Origin of the sequence: Janthinobacterium sp. Mn2066 (genome assembly GCF_049319705.1) — a bacterium.
Lineage (GTDB): Bacteria > Pseudomonadota > Gammaproteobacteria > Burkholderiales > Burkholderiaceae_D > Janthinobacterium.
Window position 1 is genome coordinate 320,711 of record NZ_JBMOUF010000001.1, and the last position, 19,278, is coordinate 339,988.

22 protein-coding genes are annotated in these 19,278 nt (G+C 61.2%); 10 read left to right on the plus strand and 12 right to left on the minus strand.

All coding sequences use genetic code 11. The features are described from left to right. Positions 1–49: 49 nt before the first annotated feature. Together ACL9RI_RS01395 and ACL9RI_RS01400 are read left to right on the plus strand one after the other, a co-directional pair. Positions 50–589 carry a hypothetical protein gene (locus ACL9RI_RS01395; protein WP_422724812.1) on the plus strand — a complete coding sequence of 180 codons (540 nt, stop codon included), beginning with the start codon at positions 50–52 and terminating at the stop codon, positions 587–589. 288 nt (positions 590–877) lie between these two features. Next, positions 878–1,630 carry a lysostaphin resistance A-like protein gene (locus ACL9RI_RS01400; protein WP_422724813.1) on the plus strand — a complete coding sequence of 251 codons (753 nt, stop codon included), beginning with the start codon at positions 878–880 and terminating at the stop codon, positions 1,628–1,630. A gap of 7 nt (positions 1,631–1,637) precedes the next feature. Here the strand turns inward: ACL9RI_RS01400 and ACL9RI_RS01405 are convergent, their stop codons facing one another. Together ACL9RI_RS01405 and ACL9RI_RS01410 are read right to left on the minus strand one after the other, a co-directional pair. Then, entirely contained in the window at positions 1,638–2,036 is a 399-nt protein-coding gene (locus ACL9RI_RS01405; protein WP_422724814.1) for a GlcG/HbpS family heme-binding protein, read from the minus strand. Then, positions 2,029–2,805 (minus strand): SDR family oxidoreductase, encoded by a 777-nt coding sequence (locus tag ACL9RI_RS01410; RefSeq protein WP_422724815.1) that lies wholly within the window; start codon positions 2,803–2,805, stop codon positions 2,029–2,031. Before ACL9RI_RS01410 ends, ACL9RI_RS01405 begins: the two co-directional genes overlap by 8 nt. Before the next feature lie 196 nt (positions 2,806–3,001). Here ACL9RI_RS01410 and ACL9RI_RS01415 point away from each other — a divergent pair, with 196 nt between their 5' ends. Continuing rightward, positions 3,002–3,904 carry a LysR family transcriptional regulator gene (locus ACL9RI_RS01415; protein ID WP_422724816.1) on the plus strand — a complete coding sequence of 301 codons (903 nt, stop codon included), beginning with the start codon at positions 3,002–3,004 and terminating at the stop codon, positions 3,902–3,904. A 10-nt stretch (positions 3,905–3,914) separates the two neighbouring features. Here ACL9RI_RS01415 and ACL9RI_RS01420 read toward each other — a convergent pair whose 3' ends face one another. Then, a complete protein-coding gene (locus ACL9RI_RS01420; protein WP_422724817.1) occupies positions 3,915–4,832 on the minus strand; it encodes a LysR substrate-binding domain-containing protein in 918 nt (305 codons plus the stop codon). Between the two features lie 137 nt (positions 4,833–4,969). Between ACL9RI_RS01420 and ACL9RI_RS01425 the strand changes: the two genes are divergently transcribed. Together ACL9RI_RS01425 and ACL9RI_RS01430 are read left to right on the plus strand one after the other, a co-directional pair. Next, positions 4,970–5,668, plus strand: a complete 699-nt coding sequence (locus tag ACL9RI_RS01425) for a pirin family protein (protein ID WP_422724818.1) — start codon at positions 4,970–4,972, stop codon at positions 5,666–5,668. A gap of 52 nt (positions 5,669–5,720) precedes the next feature. Further along, the gene (locus tag ACL9RI_RS01430; protein WP_422724819.1) at positions 5,721–6,143 is read left to right on the plus strand and encodes a DoxX family protein; all 423 of its coding nucleotides are present in this window, start codon (positions 5,721–5,723) and stop codon (positions 6,141–6,143) included. Between the two features lie 43 nt (positions 6,144–6,186). Here ACL9RI_RS01430 and rng read toward each other — a convergent pair whose 3' ends face one another. The 8 genes from rng to ACL9RI_RS01470 all read right to left on the minus strand — a co-directional run bounded on the left by rng (position 6,187) and on the right by ACL9RI_RS01470 (position 13,353). Beyond that, the gene (rng, locus tag ACL9RI_RS01435; protein WP_422724820.1) at positions 6,187–7,650 is read right to left on the minus strand and encodes a ribonuclease G; all 1,464 of its coding nucleotides are present in this window, start codon (positions 7,648–7,650) and stop codon (positions 6,187–6,189) included. 42 nt (positions 7,651–7,692) lie between these two features. Then, positions 7,693–8,313: a Maf family protein gene (locus tag ACL9RI_RS01440; RefSeq protein ID WP_422724821.1), complete on the minus strand. Its 621-nt coding sequence runs from the start codon at positions 8,311–8,313 to the stop codon at positions 7,693–7,695. Positions 8,314–8,320: 7 nt separating this feature from the next. After that, positions 8,321–8,791 carry a 23S rRNA (pseudouridine(1915)-N(3))-methyltransferase RlmH gene (rlmH, locus tag ACL9RI_RS01445; RefSeq protein ID WP_183675424.1) on the minus strand — a complete coding sequence of 157 codons (471 nt, stop codon included), beginning with the start codon at positions 8,789–8,791 and terminating at the stop codon, positions 8,321–8,323. A gap of 6 nt (positions 8,792–8,797) precedes the next feature. After that, complete coding sequence (gene rsfS, locus ACL9RI_RS01450; RefSeq protein ID WP_422724822.1) at positions 8,798–9,484, minus strand: ribosome silencing factor; 687 nt, start codon at positions 9,482–9,484, stop codon at positions 8,798–8,800. Continuing rightward, positions 9,485–10,153, minus strand: a complete 669-nt coding sequence (gene nadD, locus ACL9RI_RS01455; RefSeq protein WP_422724823.1) for a nicotinate (nicotinamide) nucleotide adenylyltransferase — start codon at positions 10,151–10,153, stop codon at positions 9,485–9,487. Next, a complete protein-coding gene (gene hemF / locus ACL9RI_RS01460) occupies positions 10,150–11,064 on the minus strand; it encodes an oxygen-dependent coproporphyrinogen oxidase (protein WP_422724824.1) in 915 nt (304 codons plus the stop codon). The genes nadD and hemF overlap by 4 nt, the downstream gene beginning before the upstream one ends. Before the next feature lie 237 nt (positions 11,065–11,301). Beyond that, entirely contained in the window at positions 11,302–12,570 is a 1,269-nt protein-coding gene (purD, locus tag ACL9RI_RS01465) for a phosphoribosylamine--glycine ligase (protein WP_422724825.1), read from the minus strand. A gap of 57 nt (positions 12,571–12,627) precedes the next feature. Then, a complete protein-coding gene (locus ACL9RI_RS01470) occupies positions 12,628–13,353 on the minus strand; it encodes a YebC/PmpR family DNA-binding transcriptional regulator (RefSeq protein ID WP_071322199.1) in 726 nt (241 codons plus the stop codon). Between the two features lie 157 nt (positions 13,354–13,510). Between ACL9RI_RS01470 and ACL9RI_RS01475 the strand changes: the two genes are divergently transcribed. The 5 genes from ACL9RI_RS01475 (at position 13,511) to ACL9RI_RS01495 (ending at position 18,549) form a co-directional block, all read left to right on the plus strand. Further along, positions 13,511–15,994, plus strand: coding sequence for an alkaline phosphatase D family protein (locus tag ACL9RI_RS01475; RefSeq protein ID WP_422724826.1), 2,484 nt, complete (start codon positions 13,511–13,513; stop codon positions 15,992–15,994). A 73-nt stretch (positions 15,995–16,067) separates the two neighbouring features. Then, a complete protein-coding gene (locus ACL9RI_RS01480) occupies positions 16,068–16,988 on the plus strand; it encodes a DMT family transporter (RefSeq protein WP_422724827.1) in 921 nt (306 codons plus the stop codon). A 42-nt stretch (positions 16,989–17,030) separates the two neighbouring features. Further along, positions 17,031–17,420 (plus strand): methylglyoxal synthase, encoded by a 390-nt coding sequence (locus ACL9RI_RS01485; RefSeq protein ID WP_422724828.1) that lies wholly within the window; start codon positions 17,031–17,033, stop codon positions 17,418–17,420. A gap of 17 nt (positions 17,421–17,437) precedes the next feature. Further along, positions 17,438–18,427 (plus strand): quinone oxidoreductase family protein, encoded by a 990-nt coding sequence (locus ACL9RI_RS01490; RefSeq protein ID WP_422724829.1) that lies wholly within the window; start codon positions 17,438–17,440, stop codon positions 18,425–18,427. Beyond that, positions 18,424–18,549 carry a hypothetical protein gene (locus ACL9RI_RS01495; RefSeq protein ID WP_422724830.1) on the plus strand — a complete coding sequence of 42 codons (126 nt, stop codon included), beginning with the start codon at positions 18,424–18,426 and terminating at the stop codon, positions 18,547–18,549. The genes ACL9RI_RS01490 and ACL9RI_RS01495 overlap by 4 nt, the downstream gene beginning before the upstream one ends. A gap of 54 nt (positions 18,550–18,603) precedes the next feature. On the opposite strand, the gene ACL9RI_RS01500 is transcribed toward ACL9RI_RS01495, so the two are convergent. Further along, positions 18,604–19,206, minus strand: a complete 603-nt coding sequence (locus ACL9RI_RS01500) for a DUF4136 domain-containing protein (RefSeq protein WP_422724831.1) — start codon at positions 19,204–19,206, stop codon at positions 18,604–18,606. Positions 19,207–19,278 lie beyond the last annotated feature (72 nt).

Genomic DNA, 19,278 nt, shown 5'->3' on the forward strand with positions numbered 1-19,278 from the left:
CTGCAAGGTGGTACACTGCGCCCCTTAACGTATTTTGCCCTCTATCGCCATGACTAAAACCAACACGCTTCCCACCAAACGCCGCGAAGAGGGTGTCGCCAAGCTGACCGTCAATCCCTTCCTGGACGCCGATTTTTATGCGCGCATGCGCGACTACACGGAACGCGATGCGGCCATCATCAAGGAATTGAAGGCGATCGCTGAAATCCGCGCCGGCAACAAGCAGCCCGATCCCCGCCTGGCGCCCTCGTTGGCCGCCCTGCGCAGCACCGTCAAGAAAGGCTTGAACTTTGGCGACATGCTGGACCGTATCGTGGCTGGCAAGGAAAAAGGCTTGTGGGAACCGTGGATGAGCACTTTCGGCATCGAAATCCGCTCCGTCAACTATGGCGCCGGCCCGCGCAACGCAGCCCTGGTGCTGGACCTGGCTGCCAACGCCCCCGCGCACGGCATCTTCGCCAGGGCCGGCGTGCAAAACTGGCGCAGCCTGGCCGCCGACGACTGCGCCGTCGTGCGCTCGGAAAAAGCCACCGAAACCACGCCATTGAAAGTGTATGCCGTGTTTTACCTGGACCCGGCTGCAGAATAATTGAGTTGTTTTCCCGCTGGCGCCAAGCCAGCGGGGTAGTACCCATTCCTCTCCGATGTGCCGCGCTGCTGCTCCAGCTGCGCGCCATTGTCCCCATATTGCGCATACGAACAATCGCTTCTGGCTGAGATCAGTCCGCGTGTCTTTTAATTTTTAATTTTCTACCATAATGGTTTAAATTAAACCTTAATGGTATTATTTCGTGCAGACTGCGCTTCTGCTGCCGGGCGTTTTCGCCCCAGCCCGATCTTCGGGACAATTTTTCCTATAAGGCATAAGAACTTGGACATGACTAATAAGACTGACATCTTTTCCGCACTGCGCGTGCGGCCAGCCGTATTGCCGGGCGTGCTGATCTACCTCGCTTACATGGCCGTGTTTTACGTGGTGTTCCTTCTGGTCGACATCGACTATGCGCATATCGGCGCGAGCGCCGATACCCTGCGGGCCTGGCTGATTCCGCCGACGGCCGCCGGCTTTGTCGTGGCAGTCGTGCTGGTGTCCTTATGCGGCTGGTGGTCTCCGGCGCTGGTGGAGCAGCGCAAGTTGCCGCGCTGGGCCATGGTGGTTCCCGTTCTCACGGCGGCGGTGGCGATCGGCAACATGATCTTGGGTAACTACAGCACGGTCACGCCGTCGATGTGGGGCTATCTGATCGGCGGCTGCCTGGTGGTCGGTTTCAACGAAGAAATGATCAACCGGGGCGCATTGATCGTTGCGCTGCGCAGCCGCTACGGCGAGGGCATGGTGTGGCTGTTGTCGACGGCGCTGTTCGCGGTATTCCACTTGCCCAACCTCTTTTTTGGCATCGGCGCCCTGGCGGTGGTGCAAGTGTTTATCGCCTTCGGCATGGGTTCCGTGTTTTACCTTGCCCGCCGCACGACAGGCTCGCTGGTGCCGGCCATGCTGCTGCACGGCTTGTGGGACTTGTCGGCCTTCTCCGCGCACGTACCGTACAGCGGCATGCTGGCGCCGCTGCTGGGCATCATGGCGGTGACGGTCGTCCTCATCGTGCTGGCCCGCGAGCGGCGTGCCGCATGACGCCAGGTCAGGCGGCAGCCGCGCGCGCCAGTGCTGCGTCCTGTTCCGGCGTGCCGCCAGACACGCCTAGCGCGCCTATCAGCACGCCCTCACCGTCAAACAGCGGCAGGCCGCCGCCCATCAGCAACAGCCCGCCAGCATGGATGTGATCGAAATGCGGGACCGGCTGGCCCATCTGCAGGGGCGCATTCAATGCCTCGCTGGGCGTCTGAAACATGACCGAGGTGCGCGCCTTGGCGATGGCCAGTTCGTTCGACGCCAGCCATGCACCGTCCATGCGCGCGAACGTGACCAGATGCGCACCGCGATCGAGGATCGCAAAGACCGCGTTCAGGCCGGCTGCTTTCGCGGCAGCGCAGCCCTGGCTGACGATGCGCTGCGCGTAGTGGAGCGTCAGATCATGCATCCTGGGTCCACTCTGTCTGTTGCCACTGCTTGGCGGCATCGATCGTCGCCAGCGGACGCATGGTGCGGTACAGATGCTTGTCGGCGGGGATGATCTCCACCATGGCGTCGATCATTTCCTGCGGGTCGGCTTGTCCGGCCAGACTGTCGCTGAAGTCGGGCATCGGCACGACTGTGCAGTCGGCTTTGTACCACTGCACATAACTTTCGGCGCCAGTATCGTTGAAGCCGGTGCCGAAGATACCGGGATTGACGGTCGCGACTTTGACGCCGTAGGGTGCCAGTTCGGCCTTCATGGAGCCAGCGATAGCCTCGATCGCGTGCTTGCTTGCGCAGTAGGCGCCGAGGAACGGGACCACCAGGATGCCGCCCATCGACGAGGTCCACACTATCTTGCCGGACTTGCGGGCCACCATCTTCGGCACGATAGCCTGGACCAGCTGCAGGTGCCCGAATACGTTGATGTCGAACGACTCCCGTACCCGCTGCATGGGAATGTCGACCATGGAGCCACCCTCCATGACGCCGGCGTTGAGCACCAGCACGTCGGGGTCGAAGGAGCCGGCGTGGGCAATGTCGATAGCGTCGAGCAGGTTCAGCTTGATGACCTCAAGGGTGACACCCGCCTCGGCGGCATCGGCGCGCAGGCTGCGCACCTGCGGCCAGGTTTCGGCCGTGGCCACCACCTTGTGCCCGAGACGCGCAAGTTCGATAGCCGCGCCGCGACCGAAACCGGAACTGGCGCCGGTGATCAGGATTTTCTGTGACATGGATACTCCTTATGGTGGGTGTGCAGACTACTGTGCAGAGAATTTAATGTAAAAATAACAGGGCATTCAGAAAGGAACATGGGCTTCGGCGCCGTGGCTGTGGGCACCGTGGCAAGCCAGGATGGTGTTCGCTGAACTGGTCTTCATTCTATGAGATGATCATTGTTGATACTATCTCTTTAAATTTTATAAACCGATGAATGAATTTCACCAATTGAAGGGGCACGATCTCTTCGCCATGACGGTATTCCTGTCAGCGGCAAAGAGCCGCAGCTTCCGCGCAACGGCCATCGAGTTTGAGGTAACACCTTCGGCGATCAGCCATTCGATCAAAAACCTGGAGGAACGCCTTGGGGTACGCCTGTTCAACCGGACCACCCGCAGCATCGCATTGACGGATGCCGGCGAACGTCTGGCGGCCAAATTGCGTCATGCAATTACTTCTGTCGCGGACGCGATGCACGAAGTCGAGGACGCGCGGGAGATACCGCGTGGCACGGTCAGGATTAACGCCAGCGATGTGGCGATACGCATGATCTTGCGGCCGATACTGGCGCGTTTCCTGCGCGCTCATCCGCTGATACATCTTGATATCGTGACCGATGGCAGACTTGGCGACATCGTTGCCGAAGGCTTCGACGCCGGCATACGCCTGGCGGACGCGGTGCCGCAAGACATGATCGCGGTGCACCTGACGGAAACCGCCAGCTTCGCCGCCGTCGCTTCCCCTGGCTACCTTGCCACGCGCGGCCGGCCGCAGGTTCCCCAGGATTTGCATCGGCACGATTGCGTTTGCTTTCGCTTTGACAGCGGCTTGATTTATCGCTGGGAGTTTGAGCGCCATGGCATCGTCGAAACGATCGACGTCAAAGGGCCGCTCACCCTGACCGATCAGATTTTGATGGTGGATGCCGCTATCGATGGCATCGGGATCGCGTTCGTGCCTGACTTTCTGGTGAGCGATGCGCTCGAGACGGGCGCCCTCGAACGCGTCCTTGAGGACTGGTGCCCCGCATTTCCCGGCGTCTGCCTCTACTACCCCGGGCATCGCCACGTTTCGGCAGGCTTGCGCGCACTCATCAATGCGATCAAACAGTGATTCCCTCTGCTCAGCGCCCGGCGCTGAGTTGGGCGTAGCCATCGGCGAGTGCTTCAAGCAGCTGGCGCACGGCCGGCACCATGCCGCGCCGGGTGGGAAACACGGCGTGCACCAGCCCCGCCTTCGATGCCAGCGCAGGCAGCAATGGCTGCAGCTGGCCGCTGCGCAGCGCATCATCGACCAATTCCCTGGGCAGTATGGCCACACCCACGCCCAGTATCGCAGCTGTCCGCAAGCTCGACAAATCATCGGTGGCCAGGCGCGGACGATGCTCGAGCGAGTACGCCTGGCCATTGCCATCGAATAGTTTCCAGGTATAGCGCTCGCGGTTGCTGGCCAGGCTCAAGGTTGGCCAATCCTGCAAGCACGCCAGCGAGGTCACGGCGCCATGGCGCGCAATCAAGGCCGGGCTGGCTACCAGGATAAAGGTCGACAGTCCCAGCTTGCGCACGGCCAGGTCGCTGTCTTCCAGCGGCGGTATCCTGACGCGCAGCGCAATATCGAGCCCCTCTTCGACCACATCGACCAGGCGGTTGCTGGCATCGACCAGCACTTGCACTTCGGGGTAGTCCAGCGCGTAACGGGAAATGATGTCGGCCACGCCCGAGTTCAGCAAGGCGACCGGACAACTGATGCGCACTGTGCCCTGCGGCGTGGCCCTGGTTTGATCGATGATTTCCCTGGCGGCCTTCGATTCCGCCACCAGCGCCAGGCAGTGCAGATGAAACTGCCGCCCGGTTTCCGTCAACGACAGGCTGCGGCTGGTGCGGTTGAGCAAGCGCACGCCCAGTTCCTCTTCCAGCGCCCGCACGCGGCGGCTCAGTTTCGACGTTTGCAAGCCCAGTGAGCGCGCCGCCGCCGTAAAGCTGCCGTGCGTCACGACTTCCGCAAACAGGCGCAGATCGTTGAGGTCTGAAATCTGGTCCATCCGTTTCTGCTTCCTTTCAATAGGCTTGCATCATTCTATATGGAGCAACGATGCATTGCTATCCAGGAGATATGCAAGCAATCGTTGCGATTCTAAGATGTGCTCCATCGTAAGCTTTTATCTCGCAGGAACACATCATGATTTCTCACCGACCTTGGGACGCACTGGACAAAGCCGATCTGCCCTGGCTGCGCGCCCGCTACCACTTCCAGGTGCGTCCCGATGCGCCGCAGGGGCATCTCCCGCTGGGCCCGCTGATCGTCTGGAATGACGATGAAATCGCGCCAGGAGGCGGTTTCCCCCTGCACGGCCACCGCGACGTGGAAATCCTCACCTATGTACGCCAGGGTACGCTGGGTCACCGCGACACCCTGGGCTCGGAAGGCACCTTGCATGCCGGCGATGTGCAGGTCATGAGCGCCGGCACCGGTATTCGCCACACGGAATTCAATCAGGGTGACGTGCCGCTGAGCTTATACCAGATCTGGTTCTTGCCCCGTGAAACAGGGGGCTTGCCTGCCTGGGATAGACGGACTTTTCCCCTTGCTGACAGGTCTGGCCGCTTTGCCGTGCTTGCCAGTGGCTATGCGCAAGACAAGGACGCCATGCCGATCCGGGCCGACGCCCGCTTGCTGTGCGCGACCTTGAAGGCTGGCGAACGGGTGCAGCAGCCATTGCGGGCGCCACAGCAGGCGTATCTGGTGGTGGCGTCCGGCCACATCGAAGTCGAAGGAGAGTTGATGGGCCCGCGCGATGGGGCGGTCATCACGCAGCTGGCCGCGATAGACATTCTTGCGCTGGACGATACGGAACTGGTGATGGTGGAAACCGGTTGAGGCTGATTTTATCCACTTGAATTTTTATATTTTGACACTTGAGGAGTTGATGATGGAAAAGCAAAAATACTTGCCTTTACTGGGCCGTATCCTGATAGGCGCGCCATTCCTGATGAGCGGCTTGGGCAAGCTGGCCGCCCATGATGGCACGGTGGCGTATATCGCCTCCGCCGGCCTGCCGGCGGCCAGCCTGGCGTATATCGCCGCCGTGGTGGTGGAAGTGGGTGGTGGCTTGCTGCTGCTGACGGGCTACCGCGCCCGGTTTGCCTCGCTGGTCATGGCACTGTTCAGCCTGGCGACGGCGCTGGTGTTCCACCACAATTTCGCCGACCAGAACCAGATGATCCATTTCCTGAAAAATGTGATGATGGCGGGCGGCCTGTTGCAGATCACCTACTTTGGCGCCGGCGCCTGGAGCCTGGACGCCCGCAGCAAGGATGACAGCGCGCACAAGCCTGCGCTGCGCACGAACTGAGCCCGTGGATAGGCTGTAATGCGGCGTGGGATTGAGCTGTGCGCTACATCAAAATCACGTCGTATTGCTCCTGATGGTAAGCCCGCTCCACCTGCAGTGAAATCTTCTTGCCGATAAAGTCGCCCAGCATGGCGAGGTGTTGCGACTCTTCTTCCAGGAAGAGGTCGACCACTTCCTGCGAAGCGAGGATGCGGAATTCGCGCGGGTTGAATTGCTTGGCTTCCCGCAGCAGTTCGCGCAGGATTTCATAGCAGATGGTGCGCGAAGTCTTGACTTGTCCCTTGCCGGCGCAGGCGGGGCACGGTTCGCACAGGATGTGCGCCAGCGACTCGCGCGTGCGCTTGCGCGTCATTTCCACCAGGCCCAGCGGCGAGAAATTGCTGACCGAGACCTTGGTGCGGTCGCGCGACAAAGTGCGTTTCAGTTCGGCCAGCACGGCATTCTTGTGCTCGGCGTTATCCATGTCGATGAAGTCGAGGATGATGATGCCACCCAGGTTGCGCAGGCGCAGCTGGCGCGCGATGGCGTGCGCTGCTTCCAGGTTGGTCTTGAAGATGGTGTCGGCGAAATTGCGCCCACCGACAAAGCCGCCCGTGTTGACGTCGATGGTGGTCATCGCTTCCGTCTGGTCGACGATCAGGTAGCCGCCCGATTTCAAGTCCACGCGGCGGCCCAGCGCGCGCAAGATCTCTTCTTCCACGCCATACAGGTCGAACAGCGGGCGTTCGCCCGTGTAGTGCTGCAGGCGCGTCAGTTCGCTGGGCGTGTAGATTTCCGCGAACTCGCGCAGTTTCACATAGTTTTCGCGCGAATCGACCTGGATGGTGGCCGTTTCATCGCCGACGAAGTCGCGCAGCACGCGCTGCGCCAGGTTCAAGTCCTGGTGCAGCAGGCTGGTGGCCGGGCGCGTGCGCGCACCGTGCACGATGGTGCTCCAGGTCTTGCGCAGGTAATCGACGTCGGCCTTCAAATCGGCGTCGGAGGCGTCTTCGGCCATGGTGCGCACGATGTAGCCGCCTTTTTCATCGGCGGGCAGCAGGCTTTGCAGGCGCGTGCGCAGCAGTTCGCGCTCGGCTTCCTTTTCGATTTTCTGCGAGATGCCGATATGCTTGTCTTGCGGCAGATACACCAGCATGCGGCCGGCGATGGAAATCTGCGTCGACAGGCGCGCACCCTTGGTGCCGATGGGGTCCTTGATCACTTGCACCGTCAGCACCTGGCCGTCGAACAGGATCTTTTCGATTGGCGTGGGCGTGGCGTTCTGGCCGTCGTGGCCGCGCGCTTCCCAGATATCGGCCACGTGCAGAAAGGCGGCGCGCTCCAGGCCGATATCGATAAAGGCCGATTGCATGCCAGGCAATACCCGCACCACTTTGCCGGAGTACACATTGCCGGCCAGGCCACGCGTGAGCGTGCGCTCGATGTGCAGCTCTTGCACGGCGCCCTGCAGGATCAGGGCGACGCGGGTTTCTTGCGGGGTGATATTGATCAGGATGTCTTCGTTCATGTAGGCGCAGAAGTAGATGGAACGAATGACATCATACAGGGTTCAGGGCAGGGGCAAGCCGGCCTGGCGCAGTAATTGTGCCGTCTCGTACAGGGGCAGGCCCATGATGCCGGAATGGCTGCCTTCGATATGCTCGACGAACAGCGCGGCGCTGCCCTGGATGCCGTAGGCGCCAGCCTTGTCATACGGTTCTGGCGTGTCGCAATAGGCGGCAATCGAGGCGGGCGTGAGCACGGCAAAACGCACCTGCGAAATCTGCGTGCGCTGTTCCGCCATGCCTTCGGCGTGCACGGCGATCGAAGTGAACACCTGGTGGGTGCGGCCCGACAGCCTGCGCAGCATGTCTTCCGCTTCGGCGCGGTCGGCAGGTTTGCCGAGGATGTCGCCATCGATGCTGACGGTGGTGTCGGCCGCCAGCACGGGGCGTGGCGGTAGCCGGCGCATGGCAAGCACTTTTAATGCAAAAGCGGCTTTTTCATTGGCGACGCGCGCCACGTAATCGAGCGCCGCTTCGCCAGGCAGTACTTCTTCGGTGACGTCGGCGCCGCGCGGGCCGTCGCTGCGCAGCAGCAGCAATTCAAAATCGATGCCGACCTGCTGTAGCAGTTCGCGCCGGCGCGGGCTTTTCGAGGCGAGATAGATCTTCTTGTCGCTCAGTTGCATGAGGAATTCAGACACGGTGATAGGGATGGTTTTGCGTGATGGACCAGGCGCGGTACAGCTGCTCGGCCAGGATCACGCGCACCACGCCATGCGGCAGGGTCATGCTGGAAATGCGCAGCATGCCTTCGGCACGGGCTTTCAGTTCGGGATCGAGGCCATCGGCGCCGCCGATCAGGAAAGCCGTGTCACGGCCATCCTGTTGCCACGCCATCAATTGCTGCGACAGGCCGACGCTGGTCAGGTCCTTGCCGCGTTCATCGAGGGCGATGATGCGCACGCCTTTCGGCAGCACCGCTTCGATGCGCTCGCGTTCGAGCGCCATCGCAGTAGCTGCCGTCTTGCTGCCGGAACGCTCCACCGGCTTGATTTCTTTCAGCACGATGCGCAGTTCCGGCGGCATGCGCTTCGCGTATTCCGCGAAGCCCGTTTCTATCCAGGCCGGCATTTTATGGCCGACCGCAGCGATGATGAGCTGCATCGAGGCTTACGCTTCGACTTTTTTGATACGCTTGATCACGGTTTTTGCCGGTGCTGCATCCGCTGCCGGTTTTGCCGCGCGTGGGGCGCGTACTTTTTTCTCTGGCAGCGCTTTCAAGGCTTTGACGGCAGCCGTCTCGGTCTTGGTCGGCGCGACTTTTACGGTTTTGCCGACGGCTTTGGGAGCAGCTGCTTTTTTGGCTGGCGCTTTCTTGGCGGCGGTGGTGGCGGCAGCTTTCTTGGCTGGTGCTTTTTTCTCGATCACTGGCGATGCTTCGACCTTGGCCTTGCTGGCTGCCAGGTGGCCGCTTTTCTTCGGCTCGTCGCCAGCTGCTTTTTTCGGTGCGCGCTTGGCGGCGCCCAGCTTGACTGGCTTGTCGCCCCAGATTTCTTCCAGGCGGTAGTAGGCGCGGATAGGCGCTTGCATGATGTGAACGATCATGTCGCCCAGGTCGACCAGTACCCATTCACCGGTGTCTTCACCTTCCATGCCGATGATGTCGCCACCGGCATCCTTGACCTTGTCGCGCACCGAGGCGGCCAGCGCCTTGGTTTGACGGTTCGAGGTACCCGAGACGATCGCGATGCGGTCGAACAGGCTGGTCAGATGACCGGTTTCGAAGACGGCGATGTCCTGGCCTTTGACGTCTTCAAGGGCGTCAACGACGAGAGTTTGCAGTTTTTTGATGTCCATTTAGCTTTTGTATAAATTATGTTGTTCAATATAGTCTAGCACTAGCGGGGAAACAAGCGAGTTCGCCCGCGTCCCACCGTGTAATGCCGCACGTATTTCGGTGGCGGAGATATCCACCGCGAAGTCCTGTGCCAGATAAGTCAGACCGTGCGGCGTGTTGCGGATGCGTTCCAGCGTGCCCAGGCGGCGCGAAAATTCGTCGGCGACCGCCTGCGGCATTGCTGTGTCATTCAGCGCGAAGCCGGGGCGGGCCGCGACGCAAAAATGAGCGTATTCAAATAATTGCTGCCAGTCGCGCCATGTGTCGAGCCGCTGCAGCTGGTCGGCGCCCATCAGGAACACGATGGAAGCCTGCGGCCCCAGTTCGGTGCGTACCTGGCGCAAGGTATCGATGGTGTAGGTCGCCTGGCCCTGTTCGCTGCGCTCGATTTCCTGGCAATCTATCGTGACCGGCACCGTCAGGCCGGCAAACGCCAGGCTGGCCATCTCGGCCCGCTGCTGTCCGCTGGCGCCCAGGCTGCCTTTTTGCCACGGTGCGCCGGCCGGTATTACGCGCAGCAGATCGGCTTGCAGCAGGCTGGAAAAATAGGCGCCCAGCGCAACGTGGCCATCATGCACGGGATCGTAGCTGCCGCCCAGCAGCGCCACACACAGCTTTTTTCCGGTCACGCCTTGAGCCAGTCGCGATGCACGAGGAAGTCAGTATACAACGCCGCTTCGGGACTGCCCGCTCCCGGGTGCCAGTCATAGCGCCATTTGACGATGGGCGGCATCGACATCAGGATCGCTTCCGTGCGTCCGCCCGACTGCAGGCCAAAATGCGTGCCGCGGTCAAACACCAGGTTAAATTCCACATAGCGGCCGCGTCGGTAAGCCTGGAAATCGCGTTCGCGCTCGCCATACGGCGTGTCCTTGCGGCGCGCCAGGATCGGCACATAGGCTGGCACAAAGGCGTCGCCCACGCTGCGCAGCATGGCAAAGCTGTCTTCAAAACCGGCCGCGTTGAAGTCGTCGAAGAAAATCCCGCCCACGCCGCGCGCTTCGCGCCGGTGCTTCAGGTAGAAATACTCATCGCACCATTGCTTGAACTTCGGATGCAGCTCGTCGCCAAACGGCGCCAGCGCATCATGGCAGACCTGGTGAAAATGCTTCACGTCGTCCGTATCGCCATAGTAGGGAGTCAGGTCCATGCCGCCGCCAAACCACCATACCGGTTCATCGCTGGCATTCACGGTGCTGAAAAAACGCACATTCATGTGCACCGTCGGCGCATACGGATTACGCGGATGCAGCACCAGCGACACGCCCATCGCTTCCCATGGCTTGCCACCGAGGTCGGGACGCGAAGCGGCAGCCGATGGCGGCAGTGCGGCGCCGGTCACGTGCGAAAAATTCACGCCGCCGCGCTCGAATACATTGCCTTCTTCAATCAGCCGCGAAATACCGCCGCCGCCTTCGGGGCGCTGCCAGGTATCGGTCAGGAAGGGCTTGCCATCCTGCGCTTCGAGCGCCTGCACGATACGGCTTTGCAAATCAAGCAAATAGGCTTTGACGGCCGAAGGGGAGGGAGTTGACGACATCGCGCGGGCCGACGAGGCCGAAATAAAAAAGTAAGGTCGGATTGTACCCTGTTGCGGGTTTTTGTGATAGGCCGGGGCAGGAAGCTGTGGCTAAATGGGGGGTAGATGAATGGAAACACTGGAAAAACCGTAGCGAGCGGCAACGATTTGTGGCCGAGACGCGGACCTGTATTTTAGTACGGGGCCGCCGAGGCAGTGAGCATCGCAGGCCGCAAAGCGCGCCGCGCAATAGGTTTTTTAGTGTTTCAGGCCGCGCCAGCCGATATCTCTGCGATACTGGGCGCCGTCGAAATGGATTTTTTCCACCGTTTCATACGCCTGCTTCTGCGCCATCTTGATGCTGTCGCCCAGGCCGACTACGCACAGTACGCGCCCGCCATTGGTGACCAGGCGCTCGTCGACCACGCGGGTACCCGCATGGAAGGTGACGGAGTCTGGCGTTTCGGCCGGAATGTCGCCGATCGGCGTGCCCTTGACCGGGTCGTCCGGGTAGCCGGCAGCGGCCATCACCACGCCCACGGCCGTGCGGCGGTCCCATTCCAGCTCCACGGCGTCCAGCGTACCGTTGACGGCGTGTTCCATCACGGTCAGCAAGTCCGTTTTCAGGCGCGCCATGATCGGTTGCGTTTCCGGGTCGCCCATGCGGCAGTTGAATTCCAGCGTCTTCGGCGTGCCCTTGTCGTCGATCATCAGGCCGGCGTACAGGAAGCCGGTGAACGTGATGCCGTCCTTGGCCATGCCTTGTATGGTCGGCACGATGATTTCGCGCATCACGCGCGCATGCATGGCCGGCGTGACGATCGGCGCAGGCGAGTAGGCGCCCATGCCGCCCGTGTTCGGGCCCTGGTCATGGTCTTTCAGGCGCTTGTGGTCCTGACTGGTAGCCAGCGGCAGGATGTTCTTGCCATCGCACATGACGATGAAGCTGGCTTCCTCGCCGGCCAGGAATTCTTCGATCACGATGCGCGCGCCGGCGTCGCCGAACTGGTTATCGGACAACATCATGTCGACTGCCTGATGTGCTTCTTCCAGGGTCATGGCGACCACTACGCCCTTGCCGGCAGCCAGTCCGTCCGCCTTGATGACGATGGGCGCGCCCATGGCGTCGACGTAGGCGTGCGCTGGCGCGACGTCGGAAAACGTCTGGTAGGCAGCCGTCGGGATGCCATGGCGCTGCATGAAGGCCTTGGCGAAGTCTTTCGACGATTCCAGCTGCGCCGCTTCCCTGGTCGGGCCAAAGATTTTCAGGCCGCGCGAACGGAACAGGTTGACGATGCCGGCTGCCAGCGGCACTTCCGGGCCGACCACGGTCAGGCCGATGTGTTCCTTCTGAACGAAGTCGGCCAGCAGTTGCGGGTCGCTGATGCCGAGATTGACCAGGCGCGCATCGCGCGCGGTGCCGCCATTGCCCGGAGCGACATACACCATCTGTATGCGTTCGGACTGGGCCAGTTTCCAGGCCAGGGCGTGTTCGCGGCCGCCAGAGCCGACTACCAGAATTTTCATAGGGAGTGTTCGTTCAGTGAGGTTGGCAGGGCAGCGGCGCCGCCCTTGAATGATTGCTTAGTTCTCGATCAGGGCGTTGGTGAAGACTTCCTGCACGTCATCGAGGAGTTCCAGCGCATCGATCAGCTTTTGCATCTTGACCGCGTCGTCGCCCGTGTAGACGGTTTCCGTTGCCGGTTTCATGATCACTTCGGCGACTTCCGCCTTGAAGCCGGCCGCTTCCAGCGCTTCCTTGACTGTGGCGAAGTCGTGCACGGGGGTCAGCACTTCGAAGCCGCCTTCTTCGTCGGCGATGACGTCTTCGGCGCCCGCTTCCAGTGCCGCTTCCATCAGCTTGTCTTCATCGGTGCCTGGCGCGAACAGCAGCTGGCCGCAGTGCTGGAACATGAAGGCGACCGAGCCTTCGTTGCCCATATTGCCGCCGTTCTTGTTGAAGGCGTTGCGTACCTCGGCCACTGTGCGCACGCGGTTGTCCGTCATGCATTCGACGATGACGGCCGCGCCGCCCACGCCGTAGCCTTCGTAGCGTACTTCTTCATAGTTGGCGCCATCGACGCCGCCGCTGCCGCGGTTGATCGCGCGCTGGACGTTGTCTTTAGGCATGTTGGCGTCAGCCGCCTTGTCCACTGCCAGGCGCAAACGCGGATTGGCCGCGATATCGGCGCCGCCCATGCGGGCCGCGACCGTGATTTCCTTGATCAGGCGCGTCCAGATTTTGCCGCGCTTGGCATCCGTGGCAGCCTTTTTATGCTTGATGTTGGCCCATTTGCTATGTCCTGCCATGTCGAATCTTCCTTAGACGGGTGTTCAATTGTGGCCGACATTTTAGCATATCGGCACCCTCCAAAGCGGCATGTGGCGGTCATCAAGCCGACACATTCTGTTGCTAGAGTGACGCGCTTTCGGCGGATATCGGGAACGGAAGATCATGGCAAGTCATATGGATAGGCGGCAATTCCTGAAATTGGGCGGTGCATTGAGCGGTTTCCTGACCGTGTCGGTGGCGACGGCGGGCCTGGCCGGCTGCGCCAGCCTGCTGCAGGGCGATGATGGCGTGCCGCTGGCGGCGGGCGCTGACTGGGCTTTCCCGCAAAGCGTGGCGTCCGGCGACCCGCGCGCCGACAGCGCCATGCTGTGGACGCGCGTGGTACCGGCCAGCGTTGACCCTGTCGCGCCTGCGTCAGCCGGTGTGGCTGCTGTCGCCGTGCGCCTGGTCGTGGTGGAAGCAGATAATACGGCTGCGCTGGGGAGCAATACGGCCCTGCTGGGCAAACCCATCGTCGATACCAGCCTGCCTTTGAAGGCCGAGTTTGATAACACCGTGCGCCACAAGGTGACGGGTCTGCTGTCGGCTAAAGTGTATTTTTATCAATTCATTGCCGGCGATGTGCGCTCGAACGTGGGCCGCTTCAAGACGGCGCCTGCTGCTACGGCGGACGTATCGCAGTTGCAATTTGCCTACCTGACTTGCCAGGACTGGAGCGTCAATCACTGGGGTGGACTGGCGCAGATTGCCGAACATGAACAGCTCGATTTCATCGTTCACCTCGGCGATTACATCTATGAAACCGTGGGTGAAGCCTTCCAGAGCGGTGCCGTGGAAAGCCGTCATGACCGGTTGAAGTTTCCTGATGGCACGTTCATGCACGGTGACTCGGGCGCCCAGTACGCCACCACCGTGGCCGATTACCGCTATCTGTACAAAAAGTACCGCAGCGACAAGCGCTTGCAAGCCGTGCATGAACGCTTTGCCTTTATCGCCATCTGGGATGACCATGAGTTCACGGACGATGCCTGGCAAGATGCGTCCACCTACGAAGGCATCACGGCGCCCGATGGCAGCGATTTGCACCAGCCCAACCGGCGCCGCAGCGCCAGCCAGGCCTGGTTTGAATACATGCCGGCCGACATACTGTTCGATGCGGATGCCAGCGGTTTCCAGAATATCCGCATCTATCGCGATTTCCAGTTTGGCAAACTGATGCAGCTGGTGATGACGGATGAGCGCCTGTACCGCGCCGACCACATCATTCCCGAAGCCACGATCAACCCTGCCACCGGCAAGCCGCTGGGTGCCATCGGCAGCCGCTACCTGGTGTCGCAGCCCGTATTTGACAGCCTGGAAGCCAAAAAGATGGCTGCCGCCAGCAAGGCGGGCACCGATCCGCTGGCGGCCGTGGGCATGCTGGGCACCACCCAGCGCGAGTGGTGGAAAAGCAAGATGTTGGCATCGACCGCCACCTGGAAACTGTGGGGCAATGAAGTGTCGTTGCTGCGCATGGGCCTGAACGGCAGCGAGATGGTCGCTACTTTGCTGGCGCTGGGCGCCATGCCCAAACTGGCGAAAGCCATCGCCGGCGCGATGCAGAGCGATGGCCATAGCGTGCCGCTGGCTTCAGCCATAGTGGCGGCCTCGACGGCGGGCGCATCGGCCAGCCTGGCGCAGACGGCCGCCAGGGCCATCGCTGCCGCAGCTGGCAATGCAGATGCGCAATATGCAGCTGCCGTGGCGGTTGGATTGAACACTGCCCAGGCGGGTATGACGGTGGCGGCCTATAACTGCGCCACGCCGGTGGCGGCTGCGCAAGTGATCGCCTTCGGCTATATCAAGCCCGATGTACTGGCCAACAAGGCGGCGTCGCGCTTCGTGGTGGAAACGGGCCAGCAAGCGGGCATGACGCCATTTTTCACCCGCTTTCTGCTCAATTGCGACCAGTGGGATGGTTATAACAGCGAGCGCAAGGACTTGATGGCGCACCTGAAAAACCATGCCATCAAGAATGTGGTGGCCATCACGGGCGACATCCACTCCTTTTTTGTCGGCACCGTCAATGACGATTTCGACCTGCCGGGTGGCGGCACGCCCGTGATCGTCGACCTGGTGACGGCCGGTGTCAGCTCGGATTCCTTCTTCAGCTATTTCAACGCGGCCGCCGGCAAGCTGGGCGCGATCAGCGCCATGGTCCGTTATCCGCTAGACATTCCCGTGCCTGGCGTGGGCAGCGTGCATGTCGATGTCAACCTGCTCGACTACACCATGGGCAAGGCCACGCCCACCGTGGACAGCCTGCTGGAACAGGTGCGGGTACAGTTGCAGGGGGCGTTGGCAGCGAAGGGCGTGCCCGAGGCACAACTGGCTGCCACGGTAGACGCCGTGCTGCCAGACTTGAGAGCGAGTACTAACTTCAACACCAGCTTGCTGGGACTGGCGCAGCAATTGTCTGGCCTGGGCAACAACCCCTGGCTCAAGCATCTGAACACGGATGCGCAGGGTTATACGGTGGTGACCCTGACGCCGGGCAAGCTGGTGGCGCAGTTCAAGCAAGTCAACAAGCTGGTGGCCGGGCATGCGCCGGCCCAGGTGATTGCGCGGGTGACGACGGCCACGGTGACGGCAGGGGCGGCGGCAGTGGTGGTTTCTTAAAACTTAGCCGCAAAGCAAGGGCTGGGGTCAGACCCGGCGGGTCTGACCCCGGATTTTGCCTTACAATCTGGGCATGAGCTCCAGTTCCCCGCCTACTTCCCCCCCATCCGTTTCCCGTTCCCTCTATCTTGGTGGCTTGACCATCGCGGTGGGCGGGGCGGTGCTGTTTTCCACCAAGGCCATCGTTGCCAAGCTGTTGTACCGCTACCAGATCGACGCCGTCACCCTGATCGCCTTCAGGATGATTTTTTCGCTACCCGTGTTTGCAGTGATCGCTTACTGGCAAATGCGTACCGAACCGCCGCTATCGAATAGCGACCGGCTGCGCCTGATCGGCCTGGGCCTAGTCGGCTATTACCTGTCCAGCTATCTCGATTTCCTGGGGCTGCAATATATTTCCGTGGGCCTGGAGCGGCTGATTTTGTTCCTCACGCCCACGTTTGTGCTGTTGATTACCACCGTGTATTTCAAGCAGACCATCAGCCGCCTGCAGTGGCTGGCATTGCTGACCTCGTATTGCGGCATCGTGCTGGTGTTCGTGCATGACCTGCAGGGCGGCGCCAGCAATATCGTGCTCGGTTCGACCCTGGTGCTGGGCTCGGCTTGCGCCTACGCCGTCTACCTGCTCGGTTCCGGCGAACTGGTGAAACGCATCGGTTCCATGCGCCTGGTCAGTTATGCCATGTGCGTGGCCAGCTTTGCCTGCATCGCCCAGTTCTTTATCCTGCGCCCCGTGTCGCTGCTGATACAGCCCACGGCCGTGTACGGCTTGTCCCTGGTCAATGGTATCTTGTGCACGGTGATGCCCGTTTTCATGACCATGATCGCCGTCGAGCGCATCGGCGCGCCTGTCGCTTCGCAGGCGGGCATGATCGGCCCCGTCTCGACCTTGTTCCTGGGCGCCATGATCCTTGATGAGCCGATTACCAATTGGCAACTGGCCGGTACCAGCCTGGTGCTGGCCGGGATTTACATGCTGTCGAAGAAGAAATAACTTACTCACTTACATACTCACTTACAACCTCACGGACCCATCATGAAAACACGCATCGCTTTGATTGCCCACGACAAGAAAAAAGATGACATGATTACCCTGGCGGGCGAATACCTGGACTTCCTGCAAGGCTGCGAACTGTCGGCTACGGGCACCACGGGTGGCCGCCTGATCAGCGAACTGGGCTTGACGGTCGAGCGCAAGCATTCGGGCCCGTTCGGCGGCGACTTGCAGATCGGCTCCCTGCTGGTGGAAGGCTTGATCGATTGCGTGATCTTCCTGCGCGACCCGATGACGCCGCAGCCGCATGAGCCGGACATCAACGCCCTGGTACGTGCCTGCGACGTGCATAACGTGGCTTGCGCAACGAATCTGTCGACGGCGCATCTGGTGCTGTCGCAATTGCAATCGCAGGCCAGGGCAGCGGCCTGAGTTTAAAGGAGAGCATCATGAGTGCAACGATTACCACCAAGGCCATCCGCATACAGCGCGTGGGCGGTCCGGAAGTCATGGAGTATGTCGATGTGGAACTGCCGCCGCCCGGCCCGGGCGAGGCGCGCGTCAAACACGAAGCCATCGGCCTGAACTTCATCGACGTGTATTTCCGCACCGGCCTGTATCCGCAGCCGCTGCCGTCGGGCCTGGGCGTGGAAGGCGCGGGCATCGTCGAAGCGGTGGGCGAGGGCGTGACGGAAGTCAAAGTAGGCGACCGCGTGGCCTACGCTGCGCGCATCAATGGCGCTTACGCGCAGCAGCGCAACTTGCCGGCCGCCTTGCTGCTGGTGTTGCCTGAGCGCATAGGCTTCGATACGGCCGCCGCCATGATGCTGCAAGGCTTGACGGTGCAATACCTGTTCCACCGCACGGTGGCCCTGAAGGCGGGCGACACGGTGCTGTTCCACGCAGCCGCTGGCGGGGTGGGCCTGATCGCCTGCCAATGGGCGAAAGTGCTGGGTGTCAACCTGATCGGCACGGCCGGTTCCGATGAAAAAGTGGCGCTGGCCAAGGCCCATGGCGCTACCCACGTCATCAACTACAACACGGAAAACTTCGTCGAGCGCGTGCGCGAGATCACCGGCGGCAAGGGCGTCTCCGTGGTCTACGATTCCATCGGCAAGGATACCTTCATCGGTTCGCTCGATTGCCTGGCGCCGCTGGGCATGATGGTCAGCTTCGGCAATGCCTCCGGCCCCGTGCCGCCATTCGCCCTGACGGAACTGGCCTCGCGCGGCTCGCTGTTCATCACGCGCCCGGCCCTGTTCAGCTATGCCTCGAACCGCACCAATCTGGAAGAGATGGCCAACTCGCTGTTTGGCGTGGTCAATAGCGGCGAAGTGAAGATCGAGGTCAAGCAGCGCTACAGCCTGGCCAATATCGCGCAGGCGCATACCGACCTGGAAGCGCGCAAGACCAGCGGTTCCACCATCATCCTGCCATGAGCGGCAGCGGTGAAGATAATAGCGACGGCTCGCCGAAATTCGGCCGCCTGCTGATCGTGCTGATCCTGGCAGTAGGGCTGATCGGCGTGATCACCTTGTCGGCCGAAGCGTATTACTCGTAAGACGTGGACGTAAAAAAACCGGCTGACAAGCCGGTTTTTCTTGAGCGCCGCAGTTTATTCAACCTTGACGTCGACCTTGCGTGGAACCCCGCTGCGGCCGGGGAAGTCGGCAAAGGCACTGGCCACCATTGCTGGCATCACTTGCGGCGTGGCGCGCTTGGTGCTGGACGACTGCACCGTCACGTCATACAGTTTCTTGCCGCTGCGGTCATCGATCGTTACGCGCAGCTCGCGTTCGTATTTATGGCGCACGGTTTCTTCCACATCCATCGGGCCGTAGAAGAAGGGGCTGTAGCCGAAGCGGCCGTAGCCTGGCCATGCGCCGTAGCGGTAGCCATAGCGGCCAGGCCAGTAGCCAGGACCATAAAAGAAGGGATCGGCTTGCAGCACGCGTTCAGGGAAGTCGGTGGTCGAAAAGCCCATCGTCACGCGCAGGTTGGCGCTGTCAGGACCGGACGCTTCGCCAAAACCCTGTTTCGCCAGTTCGGCGCGCACCAGGTTCTGGTAGTTGCGGTATTCCAGCGTATCGTTCTCTGGCGATGGCGTGACGAACACATACGATTTATCCTGCAGGTTGGCGGGCCATTCGTGGAAGGCCGTCACATCGCTGCTGATGGTGGTGGCGCAACCGGTCAGCATCACGGTCAGCGCAGTCATTAAAATAGCCAGGTATCTCATTGCATGATCTCCTAAATAAAAAGATGCAATACATTAGTAGACGCAATTCAT

What these genes read in the sequence shown, in the direction of transcription:
- hemF (WP_422724824.1), bottom strand. Translation starts at nt 11,064, where the DNA reads ATGTCGTCAACTCCCTCCCCTTCGGCCGTCAAAGCCTATTTGCTTGAT.
- ACL9RI_RS01395 (WP_422724812.1), top strand. Translation starts at nt 50, where the DNA reads ATGACTAAAACCAACACGCTTCCCACCAAACGCCGCGAAGAGGGTGTC.
- ACL9RI_RS01470 (WP_071322199.1), bottom strand. Translation starts at nt 13,353, where the DNA reads ATGGCAGGACATAGCAAATGGGCCAACATCAAGCATAAAAAGGCTGCC.
- purD (WP_422724825.1), bottom strand. Translation starts at nt 12,570, where the DNA reads ATGAAAATTCTGGTAGTCGGCTCTGGCGGCCGCGAACACGCCCTGGCC.
- ACL9RI_RS01430 (WP_422724819.1), top strand. Translation starts at nt 5,721, where the DNA reads ATGGAAAAGCAAAAATACTTGCCTTTACTGGGCCGTATCCTGATAGGC.
- ACL9RI_RS01420 (WP_422724817.1), bottom strand. Translation starts at nt 4,832, where the DNA reads ATGGACCAGATTTCAGACCTCAACGATCTGCGCCTGTTTGCGGAAGTC.
- ACL9RI_RS01425 (WP_422724818.1), top strand. Translation starts at nt 4,970, where the DNA reads ATGATTTCTCACCGACCTTGGGACGCACTGGACAAAGCCGATCTGCCC.
- ACL9RI_RS01480 (WP_422724827.1), top strand. Translation starts at nt 16,068, where the DNA reads ATGAGCTCCAGTTCCCCGCCTACTTCCCCCCCATCCGTTTCCCGTTCC.
- rsfS (WP_422724822.1), bottom strand. Translation starts at nt 9,484, where the DNA reads ATGGACATCAAAAAACTGCAAACTCTCGTCGTTGACGCCCTTGAAGAC.
- ACL9RI_RS01400 (WP_422724813.1), top strand. Translation starts at nt 878, where the DNA reads ATGACTAATAAGACTGACATCTTTTCCGCACTGCGCGTGCGGCCAGCC.
- ACL9RI_RS01410 (WP_422724815.1), bottom strand. Translation starts at nt 2,805, where the DNA reads ATGTCACAGAAAATCCTGATCACCGGCGCCAGTTCCGGTTTCGGTCGC.
- rlmH (WP_183675424.1), bottom strand. Translation starts at nt 8,791, where the DNA reads ATGCAGCTCATCATCGCTGCGGTCGGCCATAAAATGCCGGCCTGGATA.
- ACL9RI_RS01500 (WP_422724831.1), bottom strand. Translation starts at nt 19,206, where the DNA reads ATGACTGCGCTGACCGTGATGCTGACCGGTTGCGCCACCACCATCAGC.
- ACL9RI_RS01495 (WP_422724830.1), top strand. Translation starts at nt 18,424, where the DNA reads ATGAGCGGCAGCGGTGAAGATAATAGCGACGGCTCGCCGAAATTCGGC.
- ACL9RI_RS01475 (WP_422724826.1), top strand. Translation starts at nt 13,511, where the DNA reads ATGGATAGGCGGCAATTCCTGAAATTGGGCGGTGCATTGAGCGGTTTC.
- ACL9RI_RS01415 (WP_422724816.1), top strand. Translation starts at nt 3,002, where the DNA reads ATGAATGAATTTCACCAATTGAAGGGGCACGATCTCTTCGCCATGACG.
- rng (WP_422724820.1), bottom strand. Translation starts at nt 7,650, where the DNA reads ATGAACGAAGACATCCTGATCAATATCACCCCGCAAGAAACCCGCGTC.
- ACL9RI_RS01405 (WP_422724814.1), bottom strand. Translation starts at nt 2,036, where the DNA reads ATGCATGATCTGACGCTCCACTACGCGCAGCGCATCGTCAGCCAGGGC.
- ACL9RI_RS01485 (WP_422724828.1), top strand. Translation starts at nt 17,031, where the DNA reads ATGAAAACACGCATCGCTTTGATTGCCCACGACAAGAAAAAAGATGAC.
- ACL9RI_RS01490 (WP_422724829.1), top strand. Translation starts at nt 17,438, where the DNA reads ATGAGTGCAACGATTACCACCAAGGCCATCCGCATACAGCGCGTGGGC.
- ACL9RI_RS01440 (WP_422724821.1), bottom strand. Translation starts at nt 8,313, where the DNA reads ATGCAACTGAGCGACAAGAAGATCTATCTCGCCTCGAAAAGCCCGCGC.